This window comes from Exiguobacterium sp. 17-1 (genome assembly GCF_023096305.1).
In the GTDB taxonomy this organism is placed as follows: Bacteria; Bacillota; Bacilli; order Exiguobacteriales; family Exiguobacteriaceae; genus Exiguobacterium_A; species Exiguobacterium_A sibiricum_A.
In genome coordinates this window covers 435,099-451,606 of the sequence record NZ_JALIGJ010000001.1, presented here as the reverse complement: position 1 = coordinate 451,606, position 16,508 = coordinate 435,099, and the positions used below count along the sequence as shown (strand labels likewise).

The 16,508-nt window shown below is 48.2% G+C and carries 20 protein-coding genes and 1 pseudogene; 2 read left to right on the top strand and 19 right to left on the bottom strand.

Annotated features, from left to right (window positions below; translation table 11 throughout):
* Positions 1 to 32 precede the first annotated feature (32 nt).
* From MUN34_RS02185 to MUN34_RS02120, 13 genes and pseudogenes are all read right to left on the bottom strand, one after another.
* Complete coding sequence (locus tag MUN34_RS02185; RefSeq protein ID WP_247856787.1) at positions 33 to 854, bottom strand: DUF2785 domain-containing protein; 822 nt, start codon at positions 852 to 854, stop codon at positions 33 to 35.
* A 239-nt stretch (positions 855 to 1,093) separates the two neighbouring features.
* A complete protein-coding gene (locus MUN34_RS02180) occupies positions 1,094 to 2,011 on the bottom strand; it encodes a proline dehydrogenase family protein (RefSeq protein ID WP_026827616.1) in 918 nt (305 codons plus the stop codon).
* Positions 2,012 to 2,095: 84 nt separating this feature from the next.
* A complete protein-coding gene (locus MUN34_RS02175) occupies positions 2,096 to 2,770 on the bottom strand; it encodes a TVP38/TMEM64 family protein (protein ID WP_247856786.1) in 675 nt (224 codons plus the stop codon).
* Positions 2,767 to 3,432 carry a PAQR family membrane homeostasis protein TrhA gene (gene trhA, locus MUN34_RS02170; RefSeq protein WP_247857030.1) on the bottom strand — a complete coding sequence of 222 codons (666 nt, stop codon included), beginning with the start codon at positions 3,430 to 3,432 and terminating at the stop codon, positions 2,767 to 2,769. The genes MUN34_RS02175 and trhA overlap by 4 nt, the downstream gene beginning before the upstream one ends.
* Before the next feature lie 223 nt (positions 3,433 to 3,655).
* Positions 3,656 to 4,271 (bottom strand): annotated as a pseudogene (gene hisIE / locus MUN34_RS15990) (bifunctional phosphoribosyl-AMP cyclohydrolase/phosphoribosyl-ATP diphosphatase HisIE).
* Complete coding sequence (gene hisF / locus MUN34_RS02155) at positions 4,268 to 5,017, bottom strand: imidazole glycerol phosphate synthase subunit HisF (protein ID WP_026827613.1); 750 nt, start codon at positions 5,015 to 5,017, stop codon at positions 4,268 to 4,270. The pseudogene hisIE and the gene hisF overlap by 4 nt, the downstream one beginning before the upstream one ends.
* A complete protein-coding gene (gene hisA, locus MUN34_RS02150) occupies positions 5,011 to 5,715 on the bottom strand; it encodes a 1-(5-phosphoribosyl)-5-[(5-phosphoribosylamino)methylideneamino]imidazole-4-carboxamide isomerase (RefSeq protein ID WP_214722093.1) in 705 nt (234 codons plus the stop codon). Before hisA ends, hisF begins: the two co-directional genes overlap by 7 nt.
* On the bottom strand, positions 5,688 to 6,275 hold the full coding sequence (gene hisH / locus MUN34_RS02145; protein ID WP_247856785.1) for an imidazole glycerol phosphate synthase subunit HisH: 588 nt from the start codon (positions 6,273 to 6,275) through the stop codon (positions 5,688 to 5,690). Before hisH ends, hisA begins: the two co-directional genes overlap by 28 nt.
* Entirely contained in the window at positions 6,272 to 6,853 is a 582-nt protein-coding gene (gene hisB, locus MUN34_RS02140; RefSeq protein WP_247856784.1) for an imidazoleglycerol-phosphate dehydratase HisB, read from the bottom strand. The genes hisH and hisB overlap by 4 nt, the downstream gene beginning before the upstream one ends.
* Complete coding sequence (locus MUN34_RS02135; RefSeq protein ID WP_247856783.1) at positions 6,826 to 7,797, bottom strand: pyridoxal phosphate-dependent aminotransferase; 972 nt, start codon at positions 7,795 to 7,797, stop codon at positions 6,826 to 6,828. The genes hisB and MUN34_RS02135 overlap by 28 nt, the downstream gene beginning before the upstream one ends.
* On the bottom strand, positions 7,797 to 9,014 hold the full coding sequence (hisD, locus tag MUN34_RS02130; protein WP_028105792.1) for a histidinol dehydrogenase: 1,218 nt from the start codon (positions 9,012 to 9,014) through the stop codon (positions 7,797 to 7,799). Before hisD ends, MUN34_RS02135 begins: the two co-directional genes overlap by 1 nt.
* Positions 9,014 to 9,622 carry an ATP phosphoribosyltransferase gene (gene hisG / locus MUN34_RS02125; protein WP_012371233.1) on the bottom strand — a complete coding sequence of 203 codons (609 nt, stop codon included), beginning with the start codon at positions 9,620 to 9,622 and terminating at the stop codon, positions 9,014 to 9,016. Before hisG ends, hisD begins: the two co-directional genes overlap by 1 nt.
* Positions 9,623 to 10,444 (bottom strand): ATP phosphoribosyltransferase regulatory subunit, encoded by an 822-nt coding sequence (locus MUN34_RS02120; protein ID WP_026827608.1) that lies wholly within the window; start codon positions 10,442 to 10,444, stop codon positions 9,623 to 9,625.
* Positions 10,445 to 10,575: 131 nt separating this feature from the next.
* On the opposite strand from MUN34_RS02120, the gene hisJ reads away from it, so the two are divergent.
* Complete coding sequence (gene hisJ / locus MUN34_RS02115; RefSeq protein ID WP_247856782.1) at positions 10,576 to 11,370, top strand: histidinol-phosphatase HisJ; 795 nt, start codon at positions 10,576 to 10,578, stop codon at positions 11,368 to 11,370.
* A gap of 67 nt (positions 11,371 to 11,437) precedes the next feature.
* Here the strand turns inward: hisJ and MUN34_RS02110 are convergent, their stop codons facing one another.
* From MUN34_RS02110 to hxlA, 5 genes are all read right to left on the bottom strand, one after another.
* Positions 11,438 to 12,217, bottom strand: coding sequence for a hypothetical protein (locus MUN34_RS02110; RefSeq protein WP_247856780.1), 780 nt, complete (start codon positions 12,215 to 12,217; stop codon positions 11,438 to 11,440).
* A 13-nt stretch (positions 12,218 to 12,230) separates the two neighbouring features.
* Entirely contained in the window at positions 12,231 to 12,611 is a 381-nt protein-coding gene (locus MUN34_RS02105; protein ID WP_247856779.1) for a hypothetical protein, read from the bottom strand.
* 692 nt (positions 12,612 to 13,303) lie between these two features.
* Entirely contained in the window at positions 13,304 to 13,822 is a 519-nt protein-coding gene (locus tag MUN34_RS02100) for an AAA family ATPase (RefSeq protein WP_247857029.1), read from the bottom strand.
* 328 nt (positions 13,823 to 14,150) lie between these two features.
* Positions 14,151 to 14,699 (bottom strand): 6-phospho-3-hexuloisomerase, encoded by a 549-nt coding sequence (hxlB, locus tag MUN34_RS02095; RefSeq protein ID WP_247856778.1) that lies wholly within the window; start codon positions 14,697 to 14,699, stop codon positions 14,151 to 14,153.
* Positions 14,700 to 15,335 (bottom strand): 3-hexulose-6-phosphate synthase, encoded by a 636-nt coding sequence (gene hxlA / locus MUN34_RS02090; RefSeq protein WP_026827605.1) that lies wholly within the window; start codon positions 15,333 to 15,335, stop codon positions 14,700 to 14,702.
* Positions 15,336 to 15,540: 205 nt separating this feature from the next.
* Here hxlA and MUN34_RS02085 point away from each other — a divergent pair, with 205 nt between their 5' ends.
* Entirely contained in the window at positions 15,541 to 15,906 is a 366-nt protein-coding gene (locus tag MUN34_RS02085; RefSeq protein WP_026827604.1) for a winged helix-turn-helix transcriptional regulator, read from the top strand.
* Between the two features lie 55 nt (positions 15,907 to 15,961).
* Here the strand turns inward: MUN34_RS02085 and MUN34_RS02080 are convergent, their stop codons facing one another.
* The gene (locus MUN34_RS02080; protein WP_247856777.1) at positions 15,962 to 16,471 is read right to left on the bottom strand and encodes a GNAT family N-acetyltransferase; all 510 of its coding nucleotides are present in this window, start codon (positions 16,469 to 16,471) and stop codon (positions 15,962 to 15,964) included.
* Positions 16,472 to 16,508: the final 37 nt, after the last annotated feature.

Sequence of the window (16,508 nt, the reverse complement as noted above, 5' to 3'; positions counted from 1 at the left end):
TAGAAGTCGAATGGACACGTCTGTTTTTTTGTTTACTGATATTGTTGATGGATTTGAAATAACAAGTGTTCGATCTGTTCTGGGAGCATGGATGTCTTGTCTTGCCATTTCACTCGAAAGTACAGTGTCCGTAGTAATTGTTTTGTATTGCGGAGAACATTGAATTGAGCATCATCCCATGTCACCGGCAAATCGAGCCATGCTTCGATCGGTCCCTCAAGCATTGTTAGAAACACATCATCCTCAATACCTCGTTTTCTTGCCGCTAACCAAGCTGTGATGACACGTTCTTGTTCCTCATCGATAAAAACATAGTCCGGTGTCATCAAAATCTCGATGAACCGTGTAATCGCTGCTTGCTCATTCCTGACCTGACACCGGGGATGCTTGAACCAAGCGTCGTAGGCATCGGCAATATGGGCAATACTATGCGCCCAACCACAGTCAGGAACAAATCCTCTAAAGTCGGTTTCGTTACTCAGATATTCCAATAATTGATTAGATATCTGTTCGTATGTCTTCTCCTCCAGTTGTGGATGCGCTGCGTCTGTTTCTAGTACTACTGCAAGAAGCAACGCTGAAAACGAACGGGTGAAAACGGCAGTGTCATCCGGCTCCGTCAATTGATAAAATAAGCCATTCTGACTCAAAACAAACGATACAATCCGTTCAGCTGATGTTGCGGAAAACTCTTCCGACATGATCCATTCCGCCAGTCTTGAAAAAATCAGGTCATCGCGAAGGACCGGATCCAAACTGCCGATGTGGTGCAACATTGGCTCAAGCAATTCCTTCGAAATAACAGTATCCTTTTGTTGCAGCTGCATTTTCAACTGCTGTTCCGTTACCTCCATAACCATGCCTCCTAAATAGTAAGTGAAGAAAGATTTGCTTCCCGTGACTCCTACGGGAAAAAGCGCGGTTTTTTGCGCTGTCAGAGACAGGCAAGACCCGGCTCGTTGATCCCATGGGTCAAAGAGCCGCGACTTGCGTCTCGCCCGAGGAAAGCACGGGACGTAAAAATCTTTCGAACAATCATTAAGAAATGATAAAAAAAGATGAAGCCATGACAGCTCCATCTCACGTTTCCCTATTAACCTTTAACCATGCCTTTAAGGACAAACGCCACGTTCGCCGGACGTTCCGCCAAACGACGCATAAAGTAGCCGTACCAGTCACGACCATACGGGACGTAGACGCGGACTTTATAGCCGAGCTTCACGAGTTCAAGCTGACGCTCGACACGGATGCCGTACAGCATCTGGAATTCGAACTTGTCGTTGCCGATACCATTGTCTTTCGCATAACGGATAATCTGTTCGATCATCGCATCGTCATGCGTCGCGACTGCGGCATAGTTACCGAGTGAGAGTTGCAGTTTGACGAGCTTGATGTAGTTATGGTCAACATCTTCTTTTTCCGGGAAGGCGACCGTTGCCGGTTCTTTATACGCGCCTTTGACAATCCGTAAGTTCGTCTCGAATCGTCCGACACGTTTGATGTCGTCTTCCGACCGGTACAAGTAAGACTGAATGACCGTTCCGATATTATCAAAGGATTGACGTAATTCTTCGAATAATTGAATCGTTTTTTCACAACGCGGCTCATCTTCCATATCGATTGTGACGAAGACGCCGACTTCCTTCGCCCGTGTCAAAATCCGTTCCATGTTCGAGCGGATCAATTCATCCGAGATATCAAGACCAAGTGACGTCAATTTCAGTGAAAGTTGCGAGTCTAGTTTCTCTTCCGCAATCATTTCCACTGCACGAATACATTCCTGCGTCATCATTTCCGCTTCTCCGACCGTTGAGATGAACTCACCGAGGTGATCCATCGTGACGCATAATCCTTTTGAGTTCAAATCCTGAATCGCGCGTTTTGAGGCTTCCAGTGAATCCCCTGCGACGAAGCGACCTGCACCGAATTTAAGACCATACCGTTTTGCCAGACCATTCAATGTCTTGTTTTGCGATAAAAAGATAAAACCATCCCGTAATACTCGTTCCATCACTCATTACTCCCCCTAAATAAATGCTAGGCTGTTTTACCATGTCGGTTCACATCTCTGCATTCATATTATGACATAAAGCGCTTACATATGCTCATTGTTTTGTTTTTTCCGTAACATCCGTTGTGCAAAAAAACCGATGGTAAAAAATAAGAGATATAAGAAGATCGCAAAGAAAAACTGCCAGGAAAACGGATCCCGCAGACTCGCACCGATGTTGTTGTAGACAAAGGCACCCGGAATGATACCGAGGTAACTCGCGAATGCAAACTGCCGGAATTTAATTTTCGATAAACCCGACGCGTAACTGATCGCGTCAAACGGAAACAGCGGAATCAGCCGGACGATCAAGACGACGACAAATCCGTTCGTCGCTATCCGTTCGTCGAGCGCTGTTAGTTTACCGGTACCAATGATTTTTTCAATTCCGCGCCGACCAAGCAGGCGGGCAATCCAAAAACTTAATAAACTTCCGGTCCCCGCACCGACGACATCGAGAATCGTCCCAATCCACGGACCATAGGTATAACCGCCAAAGACCGTCAGCAAGCTCGCCGGGAAAAAGACGAGCGGTCGGATCGTATAAGCCAATATGTACAGCAACATGCCGAAGGCGCCTTGCTGACGAATCCAGTCAGACAACGCTTGAATATCGAACTGCTCCATCATTCCCGAAAAACGGAAATACAGGAGCAGTCCAACACCCATCAGCATGTAGAGTGTAAACGGGAGCCAGTCCCGTAACTTTAAGTTTTTCAAGACAGCGGTGCCGATGCCGGCGCCACGTAATAGAAGATTGACAAGAAAATTAAGATGCTGCCGGCGAGTACAAACAGATGCCAAATCGCATGATTGTAAGGCAAGCGTGCCCAGACGTAAAAGATGACACCAAGTGAATAGGCGAGTCCCCCACCAAGCAGGAGAAGGAATCCTTGTAAACCAAGCGCTTCATACATCGGTTTGATCGCAAACAGACAACACCAGCCGAGAATCAAATACGAGGCGTTCGAAATCCAAACGTGTTTTCCGGTCGAATACAATTTCCAGATGATCCCGAGTATCCCGACACCCCAGACGATGCCGAGCAACGTCCAACCGAGTGGTCCGCGCAACGTGATCAAGGCGAAAGGTGTATAGCTCCCGGCAATCAATAAGTAGATTCCCGCGTGGTCGAGAATCTGCAACACTTTATTGGCACGCGTATGCATGAGTGAGTGCATCAACGTCGAGAACAGATAGAGTAAAATCATCGTCGCACCAAAGATACTGACGGCGGTGATGTTCCAGGCACTGCCCGACTTCGAGGCTTGCAGGACTAGCAATACTAAAGCGACGATACTGAAGATAACACCCAGTCCGTGGGTGATCGCACTAGCCACTTCTTCTTTTAACGAGTCGCCTTTCGCAAGCAACTCTTCAATCGTTTCTTTTGATTGTTCTTTGATCGTTTTCGTGATTTCTTTTTTCGTGATCAAGGTGACACCTACTTTCTGGACAAACAGACTATGCTCTTGATTATACGCCCGCTTTCTACTAAATGCCTATCAAAATGTTCTGACGATTTAATGACACTTCTTTTGTTGTTTTCCCGTTTTTTTCAGCAAAAAAACTCTGCATCCCGTTTGAGGAATGCAGAGCCGTAAATTACCACTGTTCGATATCCGGTCGATCCTTGAACGTCGACTTCGTCCCGTGACGTTCGTTCAAGACGGCTTCAACGTCGGTAAACGAAACACCCCGATCAGCAAGTAACACTGTCAAATGATACAGCAAATCCGCTGTCTCTTCCGCGAGTGTGTCGTCGCCCGCGAGGACGACTTCAAAGGCCTCTTCGCCAAACTTCTTAGCGATTTTTTCACGCCCCGCTTTGACCAGGTAGTTCGTATAAGACGCCTCATCTTGCGACGCGATTTTTTCTTTTACCGTGCGTTCAAGTTCATGTAGCATGCGGCACCTCCACTTCTGTATAGAAACATGTCCGATTGCCGGTATGGCACGTCGGTCCGTTCGCTTTGACGGTAATCAACAGACTGTCCTGATCGCAGTCGATCCACATACGGCGTAGTTCAAGCGTATGTCCGCTCGTCTCGCCCTTCGTCCAAAGCCGATTTTTCGTCCGTGAGAAGAACGTGACGAGTCCGGTTGCAAGCGTTTTGTCGTAAGCAGCCTGATCCATAAAGCCGACCATCAGGACATCGTTTGTCGTCTCATCTAAAATCACGGCCGCGACAAGTCCCTTCGAAAAATTCAATTCGATCATCGGACGTCGACTCCTCTCGCCTTCAAGTAGTCTTTTGTCTCCGGCATCGTATAGGTCGCTTCGTGGAAAATCGATGCTGCAAGTGCCGCATCGGCTCCCGCTTCGAGACCTTCCGCCAAGTGTTCGAGTGTCCCGACCCCACCGGAGGCGATCAACGGGACATTGACGACTTCGCGTAAACGTTGAATCAATTCCAAATCGTAGCCGTCCTTTGTTCCGTCTGCATCCATCGACGTGACAAGCAATTCACCGGCTCCAAGCGATACCGCTTCTTTCGCCCATTCGATTGCATCCCGTCCAACGGCTTGTGTGCCGCCGTGCGAGAAGACGCCCCACGAATCACCTGTCCGCTTGGCATCGATCGCGACGACCGTCGCCTGAACACCAAACAAGCGGCTGATGTCTTGAATCAGTTGCGGGTTCTGTAAAGCCGATGAATTGAGGGAGACTTTATCGGCACCAGCGCGAATCAATCGTTTCGCGTCTTCCAGCGTCTTGATGCCGCCGCCGACCGTAAACGGCATGTAGATGACTTCCGCCACCCGCTCGACGATATCGAGCATCGTGTCGCGTCCTTCTTGCGTTGCCGAGATATCAAGTAATACCAGCTCATCGGCACCTTGTTCGTAATAGTATTTCGCGACGGCGACGGGATCTCCGAGGTCACGCAGATTTTGAAACTTCACGCCTTTGACGACGCGCCCCTCCTTGACATCAAGGCAAGGAATGATCCGTTTCATCAACATACGCGAAGCACCTCTTTCAACGACAATGAACCGTCGAGCAAGGCACGGCCGATAACGGCACCGTCCATCCCGATCTCTTTTAAGCGGGCGACGTCTTCAACTGTCGTCACACCACCGGACGCAATCAGTTCAACGCCGTCCCGTTTTAAGCGGTCGAGTCCGTCGACATCCGGTCCCTGCATCATCCCGTCGCGGGAGATATCTGTGTATAAAAAGGTCTTAATGCCTTTTTGAATCAAGTGTTCGATTGCCCGTTCGAGCGTCCAGTCACTCGCTTCGAGCCAGCCGCGTGTCTGGACGATCCCGTCTTTGGCATCAAGTGCCACAGCCAACTTATCACCGGCCCGCTCAATCATCTGTTCGAGCAACGCTTCGTCTTCAAGCGCGACCGTCCCGATCAAAATCCGGTCAATCCCGGCGCCAACGTAGGCTTCGACCGTTTCGATGTTGCGGACGCCGCCGCCGGCTTCAACGAACAAACCGGTTTCTTTTTTGATGTCCGCGATCAGGCTCAAGTGAAGAGGTTCACCGGCTTTGGCGCCATCGAGATCAATCAAGTGAATCGCTGTCGCACCATCTTCTTTAAAACGTCTCGCAATCGTCAACGCATCTCCGAAAAAGGTCTGCTGTTGAAAATCACCTTGTTTGAGCCGGACGGCCTGTCCGCTCATTAAATCGATTGCTGGGTAGAGTTGCATGTCGTCTCTCTCCATTCCTTAAGTAATTTCAATCCGACTTCGCCACTCTTCTCCGGGTGGAACTGCATCCCTGTCACCAAGTCCTTTTGGACGATGGCCGGGACGAGTCGTCCGTATTCGACCGAGTCGACGATCCAGTCCGGATCACAGACGGCACCGTACGAGTGAACGAAATAAACGGCTTCGCCATGGTTCGTCAACTGATGCCAACCCATATGGGGCAAGCGAACGTCACTCGGTAACTTTTCGACTGTTCCCGGTAAAATACCGAGCCCTTGCGTCTGTCCGTCTTCATCACTTGATTCAAACAACAGTTGCATCCCGAGACAAATGCCGAGGAATGGTTTTTTCGTCGCTTGTTCCTGTAAGAACTCAATCAATCCCGTCTCTTCTAACCGGGCCATTGCCGGGGCATAGGCACCGACACCCGGTAAGACGAGCGCTTCCGCCTGTCCGAGCAGTTCCAGATCATTCGTGACGATGACGGCTTCCCCGAGCTCTTTTAACGCCCGTTCGATGTTGGCGATATTGCCGACACCATAATCTACAATCGCGATCATTGATCAATCAGTCCTTTCGTCGACGGGACACCGTCACCGGTTACGGCAACCGCTTGACGGACAGCCCGGCCCAGTGCCTTAAATAGTCCTTCGATCATGTGGTGCGTATTCGAGCCGTAAAGGACTTGGGCATGAATCGTCATCCGGGCACTGCGGGACAAGCCTTGGAAAAACTCTTCCGCCAGTTCCGTATCAAAATCACCGAGCTTCGGATTTTTGAATTCAGCGAGGAAGACCGTATACGGACGACCGCTGAAGTCGAGGACGACCGAGGCAAGCGTCTCGTCCATCGGCACACGTGATTCGCCGTACCGTTCGATGCCGGCTTTGTCGCCTAACGCTTCCGTCAAGGCAGCTCCGAGAACGATGGCCGTATCTTCAACCGTATGGTGGGAATCGATCCAGAGATCGCCCTTCGCTTCAATCATAAGACCAATCCGGGCCTGGAAGGCAAACAAGGTCAACATGTGGTCAAAGAAGCCGACACCTGTCTTAATCTCAACCGGTCCGCCACTGAGGTCGACCGCCACCCTGATTTCTGATTCTGAACTTACTCGTTCACTTGTCCCACGACGCATTGAAGTTCCTCCTCTACACATTTCTCTAAGATTTCCATCGCTTCCGTCGAACCGCAACTGACACGGAAGGCTCCGTCAAACAATCGGATCCGCAGTCCGGCTTTGGCACAACGTTCGGTGAAGCGTTCGGCTTCCTCGTATTCAACGTAAACAAAATTCGCGGCACTCGGATACGTTCTGCCAAGCGGTTCGACCAGACGGGCAATCGTGTCCCGGCTCGCAAACGTTTCTTCTAACACAAGATCCAGCTCCGGCTCGGCCATGATGGCGATTCCGACGGCAGCCGAGAGTCCGGAGACGTTATACGGCGACTTGATTGATTCGACTTCCGCGACGACCTGTTCACTGGCAATCAGGAAACCGAGCCGCAGTGAGGCGAGACCAAACGCTTTCGACAACGTCCGGAGAATGATCGCGTTCGGATACTCGTCGAGCAGACCGACCATCGATTGCTCAAAGGCAAAGTCGATGTATGCTTCATCAATTACGACATATTTTCCGCTGTCGAGCAATCGGCGGACATCCGCTTCCTTCCGCAAGATCCCCGACGGATTATGCGGGTGACTGAGGAAGATGATGTTACCCGGCGCAGCAAGCAGTCCATCGACATCAAGCGCCATCCCATCGAGCAACGGGACTTTACTGAAGTCGGCCCGTGCGCGGTCGGCATAAAACTGATACATGACGAAGTCCGGTTGCGAGGCAATGACCGGTGACTCGGGTCCGGCGTAACGGGCACAGAGGTAGCCGATCAGTTCGTCGGAGCCGTTCCCGGCTACAAGTTGGGTCGGGCGGACACCGGCGTACGTACTGTAAGATGCTTTGACTTGGTCGATGATATCGACCGGATATTCATTGATCGGAAACGTCTCGACGAGTTGTTTGATCGTCTCGATGCCAACCGGGCTGTGTGCCGTGAATCGTTCATTTTGGTGTAATCGCATCAGTTCTCCCTCACTTCTATCGCTTGTGCGTGTGCTTCGAGTCCTTCGACCCGAGCGACCGTTTTCGCGGCATTCGCTAGTCGAGCGACACCTTCCCGTGTCGCTTCGAGCATCGTCTGGTGACGTAAGAACGTTCGTGCCGATAAGCCGGACGCAAAACGGGCCGTCCCGGATGTCGGTAAGACGTGGTTCGTCCCGGCGACATAATCCCCGAGTGTTTCCGGTGTTTCGTGTCCGAGGAAAATCATCCCCGCGTGACGGATCAACTTGACGACCTCTTGCGGGTTCGCGACAGCGAGCTCCAAGTGTTCGGCTGCCAAACGGTTGGCTTCTTCAATCGCTTCATCAAGTGAGGCAACGAAGACACCACCGTTTTCCATCGCCCGGCGTGCAATCTCCTGGCGTGGTAACTGTTGCAGACGGCGTTCGATGTTCGCATCGACGTCCGCTTTCATCGCTTCCGTCGGGACGAAGGCAATCGCAACCGCATCACGATCGTGTTCTGCTTGGGCGAGTAAATCGGCGGCAATCCGGTCCGGATGTGCCGTCTCATCAGCGATGACGACGACTTCTGACGGTCCGGCAACCGAGTCGATGCCGACGATTCCGTAGACTTGACGTTTTGCTTCGGCAACAAACCGGTTGCCCGGTCCGACGATCAAATCAACTGCTTGAATCGATTCCGTCCCGAACGTCAAGGCAGCGACGGCTTGGGCGCCACCGATTGTATAGATTTCTGTCACACCGGCGATTTTCGCCGCGACCAACACTTCTGTGCTGAGTCCGGTGACCGGTGTTACCATGACGACCCGCTCGACGCCGGCGACTTTAGCCGGAATCGCGTTCATCAGGACGGTCGACGGATAACTTGCGGCTCCGCCCGGGACATAAATCCCAACCGAGTCAACCGGAACAAACCGTTGGCGACGGGTGACGTCCGCTTCGACGAGCTCGATGTCGGACGGCAATTCTTGTTCGTGCCACTCGACGAGTCGGGTCGCCATCAGTTTTAACGAGTCGACCAGATTCGGATCGGCTTGATCAAACGCTTCTTGAATCTTCGTTTCATCCAAACGGAAGTCTGTTAAATCAACGCGGTCAAATTCACTTGTATAGCGACGGACGGCCGCATCGCCGTCGTTTGCCACTTGTTCCAGAATCGACCGGACAGCTTGCTCCGTCTCACGGTCAACACTGAAGTTTTTTGTCGTTGCCATTACCGAGTCACTCCTTCTGTCAGCTGTTCGAGTAATTGAATCACTTCGACGCGTTTGCGTTTCAACGTCCACTCGCTTGTAAAGAACCGGGCATTGATATCGATGATTTTTTCGTATTCATTCAGACCGTTTGCCCGGAGTGTTTCACCCGTTTCGACGATATCGACGATCGCATCGGCAAGTCCGAGCAATGGTGCCAGTTCAACCGAACCGTTCAGCGGCACGATATCGACATCGACACCAAGTTCACTGAAGTAACGTTTCGCGATGACCGGATATTTGGTCGCAATCCGAACCCGGCGTCCGCCTTCGAACTGCAACGGTTCTTTCGCACAAACCGACATCCGGCAAATCCCGAATGGCAATTCTGCCAGTTCCGACAATTCCTGATCCGATTCGAGCAGGATGTCACTGCCGGTGATGGCGACGTCGAGGACGCCTTGGGCGACGTACGGAATCAAATCCGACCCTTTCATGAAGACGAATTCATGTTCGCCGCGTTTGACAATCAATTCACGTTCGATCGCCCCCCATGTTTCGACGCCCGCTTCTTTTAAATACCGTTCCGTCGTTTTCGACAGCCGGCCTTTCGTAATCCCAATCCGCATTTAGAGCACCTCCGCGAGTCGTTCGACGGAAAATCCAATCCCGAACGCTTGTTGTTCCTGACCAAATTGTTCATACAGCCGGTCGTATCGTCCTCCGACCAACACCGGCTCGGTCACACCTTCAATGAAACCGTGAATCGTCACGCCATCATAGTATGTCTGCAGCCCCATCTGTCCGAAGTCGAGATCGGCATTGACGGCGTCTGCTAAATCGATGACGGCATTTAAGCGGGTTTCGTCGACATATGGCAATATCTGTTCCGCCCCTTCCCGACCAAATAAGAGCGGGAGTTTGGCGAGCAAGGCATCATCGAGTTCACGGGCAATCCGTTTCAGTTCGATGACGTTCCGTAACCGCAACATCTGCGTCACTTGATCCCGCAGGTGGTGATCACCGACCCGTGTTTCAATTAAGTGTTCAATCAGTCCGGCGTCGCCAATCGACAATGTTACTTCTTTACCGGTCAATTCTTCGATCAACCGGACACCGAGTTGGATCGCTTCGACCTCGGCGATCACGCCCCTTTCTTCAAAACCAACTTGGAACTTTTCTTCCGGCTGGAAGACCGAACCACTGTAAAAGACGCGTTTATATTGTTCGCGGCCCCGCTCACTGAGCGCCCGCGCGACACTTGTCGTAAAATCCATCCGAATTTGTTCCCGACCACCGACTTCTTCAATTAAAGGGGTGATTAATCGGGTATAGTTAGATTGTTCGAGTCCATCCTCGAGTTGGCGGATGACACGTTGCAGGCGTTCAGCTGATTGCCCGACGTAGTCCGTCGCCCCGTCTTTGAGTCGAATCGTAGAAAATGATTGCATGTCGCCACTCCTTTATCTTGTTATCACTGTACCACGCTAAATTATTTATCGATAAGATACCTTTTTTGTGGTTCGATTGTCAATCCTTTTGCCTGTTTTCGTACTGAAAAAAACATATTGGAGGTTTTGTCATGCAATTGATCAAATGGGACGGTCACGTCCACAGCCCGTATTGTCCGCACGGAACAAAGGATCCACTCGAAGCCTACATCGAACGCGCCCTGTTACAAGGTCTCGAACGGATCAGCTTCACCGAGCACGCTCCGCTTCCGGAAGGACTCGTCGATCCGGCACCCGATAACGATTCCGGGATGTCGTTTGCGACCGCCGAACGCTACATTGAAGAACTGAAGACGTTACGCGACACATACAAAAACGACATCGACATCCGGATCGGAATGGAGTTTGATTACTGGGAGCATGACGTCGACGGCACGCGAGACATCATCGCCCGTTATGGTCCCGAGCTGACGGACGGCATCCTGTCGCTGCATTACCTCTGGATCGAGGACCGGTATTACATGGTCGACTTCAGCAAGGAAAGTTTTGGTGAGATCGTCACGGCGACGGGCAGTGTCACGGCGGCTCACGAACGGTATTACGAAGGCATCCAAGCGCTCGTCATGACGAACCTCGGGACGCATCAACCAAAACGTCTCGGTCACCTGACGTTGCCGACAAAATTTATCCAAGCCTATCCGCTCGAACAGACGCCGGCAAATCTTGACGAGACGGTCCGTAAAATCCGCCAGGCGGACTTTACGCTCGACCTCAATACAGCAGGACTGCGTAAACCGTTATGCGGTCTTTCCTATCCTTACCCGGAACTCCTGCAACTCACGCAGTCTTTAGGCATTCCGCTCGTTTACGGATCGGATGCGCACCTCGCGAAAGACGTCGGTGCTGATTTTGGTTTTAAATGGTAAAAGACTTAAAGCCGACATTTCACCTTAGAATGTCGGCTTTAAGTCTTTTACATCCATCAATCTTTTTTTAATTGAATTCTGCAATTAATCGTTTTTTCATATTTAATAGTCCAATACCAATATCATCGATTCGAACTTTGTTTTTAAAGTAAAAAATATCGACTTTATTAAGGTCAAGCAATTGATAAGCAATATCTTGGGCATGTGGCGCTATCGTTTTATTAATTTTTCTCGCAGCAAAACCTCCGGCAATCGCACCCGCTGGTCCTGTAACAGCAGCACCAATTCCTGCAAAATGAGCACCTACTGCACCTCCTGCTATAGCTCCAACAGAAGTGAGTGTAGTGGTCACACCGAATTTAGAAATTGTAACAAGTGCTTTCGCAGCCATTATATTTTTCTTTTTATCATTTGGCATTCCTGTGAATTCTTTATTTACTGCTTTTATATCTAATAATAATCTTATCCCTAAAATAAGTTCAGAAGCGCCCGGAAGTAAATCTAACCCCTCGGGTAAATCTAGGCCCATCATATTTGACATCACGTTCTCGATTTCTTCCATAGAATCTGTGACAAAGCTAAAATCTAAATTCATATCTAAAATTTCAGGAAAATCAGGCATCTGGTCAATGAGAGAAAGTGTAAATCCCTCTACTTGTTCTGCTACATTTGCCAATATATCATTGGGTCCAAATTTTTCTTCATTGAAGATATGTTCAGATATGGCTTCCTTGTATTTTTCTCGTTGCCAAACACTATTATCTTTTAATACACTTTTTAATACACTTTTAGAAATTACACCTGTTCCATTAACAGTAAGTTCTTCGATTATGTGTGAAAGTAGCATTTATAAAATCTCCTTAAAAAATAGCTATGGATAGAATACTTATTAAAATTGAGACTAAAGATAGAGTTATAGCACTAATGGCTAATCTTTCTTCTTTTTTCGACTTCAATCTTGGTCGCTCAATTAAATCGTTTATTTTTTTATTTTGATCTTCTATTTGATTACTAAATACTTGATTTAAATTCTCGATATCCGTAATTCTATGAAGATTTTTTTCATTTTCAGATTTGTATTTAATATATTCGTTTTTAATTACTTCCGCTTCTACTGCCTGAATTGCAGTCTCTTTTCTTAAATCAACAAGTCTTTCAACAATCAGGTTATTAATTTGTTCTTGTTCTTCCCAAAACTTCATTTTTTCAGCTATCTTAATTTCTTCATTTATTTCGTTCATTTTAATCGTCCACCTTTTACAACAAATTTAATGACTCATTTTTTAATTATATTAATTATCAACTTCTTACACTTGTATTTTATCTAAAAATAAGTATATGTTTTCCTTTTTAGACTAAAAACATTAGAATTTATATCAAAAAAGACCAGTCGGACAAATCCGACTGGTCAATTGCAAGATATTCAGCTTCTGTAAAAACCTTTGCTTCAAGTAACACGACACCAAACCTACGACCCGTATAGGCATCCATCAAACCGATCACAAGGTTCGCCCTGTGACGGATTCTAATTGGTTTGCCACCGACGACCAATACATAGCCGACGAGCTGTTCATCAACATCAACGACAAAGATGTCCGAGTTCGCCGCCTGAGCAAATCGTTCGATAAACGCTTCCGACTGCTCCGTCTACATGCTGCGTTCTTCCAGTTCATACAACATATATTTCGTTTCCCGATCAATCCGTCGAATCAAATCCGATAAGGCCTTCCCGTCCATCAACGTGGCACGTCGTATCATAAGATGTCAGATTCATTTCCACAAAACATAATATGAAAAAATTTGTTATTTTAGTGTACTTGATTCAAACGTAACACGTAACCCTTTTTGAAATCTTGGATTGCAATGCACTACATTTCTAATCAACAAAGATGTCTTTTAGGTAGTATACTCGTAATCCGGTACATTCCCCTTTTTATGAACAGGGCGATTCATTGATTTGATGAAGAATTAAGTCCACGATATCTTGTTGGCTCATATCGCTGGTGAGCATCATTTCTCCGTTTATTCCCAAGTGATCATTCGGAATCCACCAAGTATTTAAACGTTCTTCTCCAAACTCCTTTGCAGAAGAACGTAATTTATGTCGCTCGACCGTTTCTGTAAAAGGTAAATCAAAATAATAGGCATAGACGTGATGATCAAAGTAGTCAATGAGATTAAGTAGTAATTCTTCATAAACTTGTTTTTTCAATATCCCCTCTAAAATAACCACTTTGCACGTACCTTTAGCAAACTCCGTAATTCTTTTAATCAACTCGATTGACATATTGCCCTGTAAATCCGATACCATCAACATCTCGCGTCGTACAACGTCTTGCGAAACAAGCAACGTTTCTTCCCCTAAATTTTTTTGAAGCAATTTTGCAATTGTTGTTTTCCCGCTTCCAGAATTCCCACGTAAAATAATCAATTTCGTTTCGATTTTAATCAGACCTTTCAAAAATTAAATTCCGAAATGAATCATGTACTTTTTTCTACTGCTCTTATGATAATCAAAGCCAGTTCTTGAAGACCAGCAGATTTTTTAAAATAACTTGAAGAGATGACGATATCACAAAATATCGATAGTGACTCAAGCAGAATAATTGTAGTGCCATGGTATGCCAAACCACAAGCTGGTCGATTAAATGTCTGGAAATGTGTTTTCAGTTAGGTGTTGCACTTAATATTACAATTCGTCTTATAAATAACTAACTATTCAATAATAACTGAAAAGACCGATCGGCGTGTCACCACGTCGATCGGTCTTTTGATTTCTTCTATTCCAAATTAGCATGTTTGCCGTACATCGTTTTTGAATCAAGTTGTTTCGCCGCCATGATGTGAAGAATCAATGCGTCGTAAAACAGCAACATCGTTTGCTCAAACAATGATCCCATCGGCTGAACCGTTTCGTCCGCCGTGGCTGTCCGCTCTTTCGGCACTCCCGGCAGTTTCACGGTTAAGTCCGCTAGCTTCGCCAGTGTCGACGTCGGCTCAATCGTGACGACCGCGACGGTTCCACCGATCTGTTTCGCTTTCTCGACAATCGGGACGAGTGTTTTCGTCTCACCGGATCCTGATCCGATGATCAACAAGTCGCCTTCCCGCAAGTTCGCTGTGACCGTCTCACCGACGACGTACGCATCGAAGTTCATGTGCATCAGACGCATGACAAACGCTTTGCCCATCAAGCCGGAGCGACCGGCTCCAGCGAGAAAGATCCGGTCTGCCTTTAGAACGGCTTCCGCGAGTTGCGTCGTCTCGGCTTGATCAATCGCTTCGACCGTCGACGTCAGCTCTTGTACAATCATTTGAATATGTGTCATTTACGCCTCTTGCAGCATCCGACGCATCGTTGACGCTGTTCCTTGTTTATCGTCTTGTCCGGTAATCCCGCCACCGACGATGATGAGGTCAGGACGCGCTGCGATGACTTCCGGTAATGTTTCCATCTTGATGCCACCAGCAACTGCTGTTTTAGCATTTTTAACAACGGATTTGATTGTCGCGAGATCCTCGAACGAGTTTTGACCGACGGCTTGAAGATCGTAACCTGTGTGGACACAGATGTAGTCAACACCGAGTTCATCAAGTTCTTTCGCACGTGTCGCGATATCTTTGACAGCGATCATATCAACCAAAATCTTCTTGCCTGATTTTTTCGCTTCTTCAACGGCACCTTGGATCGACATATCTTCGGCTGCTCCAAGAATCGTCACGATATCGGCACCGTGTGCGACAGCTTGGCTGACTTCATAGCCGGCAGCATCCATGATTTTTAAGTCGGCGAGAACCGTTAAGTTCGGGAATGCCGCTTTCATTTCTTTAACGGCGCGAAGCCCTTCGTTGATGACGACCGGTGTCCCGATCTCAACGATATCTAAGTTTTCTTCACCAATTTCTTTGACTAAAGCGATGGCACCTGCTGTATCTACTAAATCGATTGCGAGTTGTAATTTCATAATTGATCTCTCCCATTCTTCTCTCTATTTTGTGAATCCTGGCACTTCCTTCTGACGTTCGTGAAGGAACATGACTAAATATAATCCTCATGGACGAACTTGGAAAGTACGCACTTTTAATTTACATAGTGCGGTTTTTCATACATAGTGCGGAAAAGTATACTGTCGATGACAAGAGGGCTATACTAAAAAAGGAGGTGGATTGATGCCACATTTTGAAGACCGGCAGTTTAACTGTGAAAAAGAATTGACCCTATCGATCATCGGGGGGAAATGGAAGATGCTGATTCTTTGGCACCTTGGTAAAGAAGGGACTAAACGCTTCGGAGAGCTGAAAAGTCTGATGCCCGGCATTACGCAACGGATGCTCGTTAATCAATTACGGGAGCTGGAAGATCACCATATCATTCACCGGGAAGTCTATCCGGTCGTTCCGCCGAAGGTCGAATATTCATTGACGCCACACGGCCACAGTCTGATGCCGATTTTAGATGCGATGTACGATTGGGGTAAGGATTATGCAAAAAATGTCCTCGAAGTCGAGTTCGAACAACAAAAATTATCACAATAAAAAAGATGCTCGTCTGTCCCGTCTCAATCTGAGAGGAGGCAAGCGAGCATCTTTTTTAGGTTTCTTCTGCTGTAAATATTTTCGACATCGCCAGTTCGTCGACGTACTCGCCGTCAATAAACAGCGAGGCAATCCGTGTTCCTTCGATGTTGAAGCCGAACTTATGATACAACTCGATTGCCCGCAGGTTATCTTTGCGGACCGTCAATTCGAGCCGGACGAGTCCCGCTTCAACGGCAAAGGCATCGACTGCTTCGAGTAATCCGGCACCGAGCCCTCGACCGGTATAGGCATCGAGCAAGCCGATGACGAGGTTCGCCCGGTGACGGATCCGGCTTGGTTTTCCACCGACGACCAACACATAGCCGACGAGTTGCTCATCGACATCGACGACGAAGATGTCCGAGTTCGCCGCCTGACCAAATCGTTCGATGAACGCTTCCGCCTGTTCCGTTGACATGCTGCGTTCTTCCGGTTCGTACAACATATACTTCGTTTCCCGATCAATCCGTCTCATCAAATCCGATAATGCCTTTCCGTCCATCAAGGTGGCACGTCGTATCATAGATGTCAGCTCCGTTTCAAATTCTCAAAAAAAGTTC

What these genes read in the sequence shown, in the direction of transcription:
- MUN34_RS02185 (WP_247856787.1), bottom strand. Translation starts at nt 854, where the DNA reads ATGGAGGTAACGGAACAGCAGTTGAAAATGCAGCTGCAACAAAAGGAT.
- MUN34_RS02180 (WP_026827616.1), bottom strand. Translation starts at nt 2,011, where the DNA reads ATGGAACGAGTATTACGGGATGGTTTTATCTTTTTATCGCAAAACAAG.
- hisF (WP_026827613.1), bottom strand. Translation starts at nt 5,017, where the DNA reads ATGTTGATGAAACGGATCATTCCTTGCCTTGATGTCAAGGAGGGGCGC.
- hisA (WP_214722093.1), bottom strand. Translation starts at nt 5,715, where the DNA reads ATGCAACTCTACCCAGCAATCGATTTAATGAGCGGACAGGCCGTCCGG.
- hisH (WP_247856785.1), bottom strand. Translation starts at nt 6,275, where the DNA reads ATGATCGCGATTGTAGATTATGGTGTCGGCAATATCGCCAACATCGAA.
- hisB (WP_247856784.1), bottom strand. Translation starts at nt 6,853, where the DNA reads ATGCGTCGTGGGACAAGTGAACGAGTAAGTTCAGAATCAGAAATCAGG.
- MUN34_RS02135 (WP_247856783.1), bottom strand. Translation starts at nt 7,797, where the DNA reads ATGCGATTACACCAAAATGAACGATTCACGGCACACAGCCCGGTTGGC.
- hisD (WP_028105792.1), bottom strand. Translation starts at nt 9,014, where the DNA reads ATGGCAACGACAAAAAACTTCAGTGTTGACCGTGAGACGGAGCAAGCT.
- hisG (WP_012371233.1), bottom strand. Translation starts at nt 9,622, where the DNA reads ATGCGGATTGGGATTACGAAAGGCCGGCTGTCGAAAACGACGGAACGG.
- MUN34_RS02120 (WP_026827608.1), bottom strand. Translation starts at nt 10,444, where the DNA reads ATGCAATCATTTTCTACGATTCGACTCAAAGACGGGGCGACGGACTAC.
- hisJ (WP_247856782.1), top strand. Translation starts at nt 10,576, where the DNA reads ATGCAATTGATCAAATGGGACGGTCACGTCCACAGCCCGTATTGTCCG.
- MUN34_RS02110 (WP_247856780.1), bottom strand. Translation starts at nt 12,217, where the DNA reads ATGCTACTTTCACACATAATCGAAGAACTTACTGTTAATGGAACAGGT.
- MUN34_RS02105 (WP_247856779.1), bottom strand. Translation starts at nt 12,611, where the DNA reads ATGAACGAAATAAATGAAGAAATTAAGATAGCTGAAAAAATGAAGTTT.
- hxlB (WP_247856778.1), bottom strand. Translation starts at nt 14,699, where the DNA reads ATGACACATATTCAAATGATTGTACAAGAGCTGACGTCGACGGTCGAA.
- hxlA (WP_026827605.1), bottom strand. Translation starts at nt 15,335, where the DNA reads ATGAAATTACAACTCGCAATCGATTTAGTAGATACAGCAGGTGCCATC.
- MUN34_RS02085 (WP_026827604.1), top strand. Translation starts at nt 15,541, where the DNA reads ATGCCACATTTTGAAGACCGGCAGTTTAACTGTGAAAAAGAATTGACC.
- MUN34_RS02080 (WP_247856777.1), bottom strand. Translation starts at nt 16,471, where the DNA reads ATGATACGACGTGCCACCTTGATGGACGGAAAGGCATTATCGGATTTG.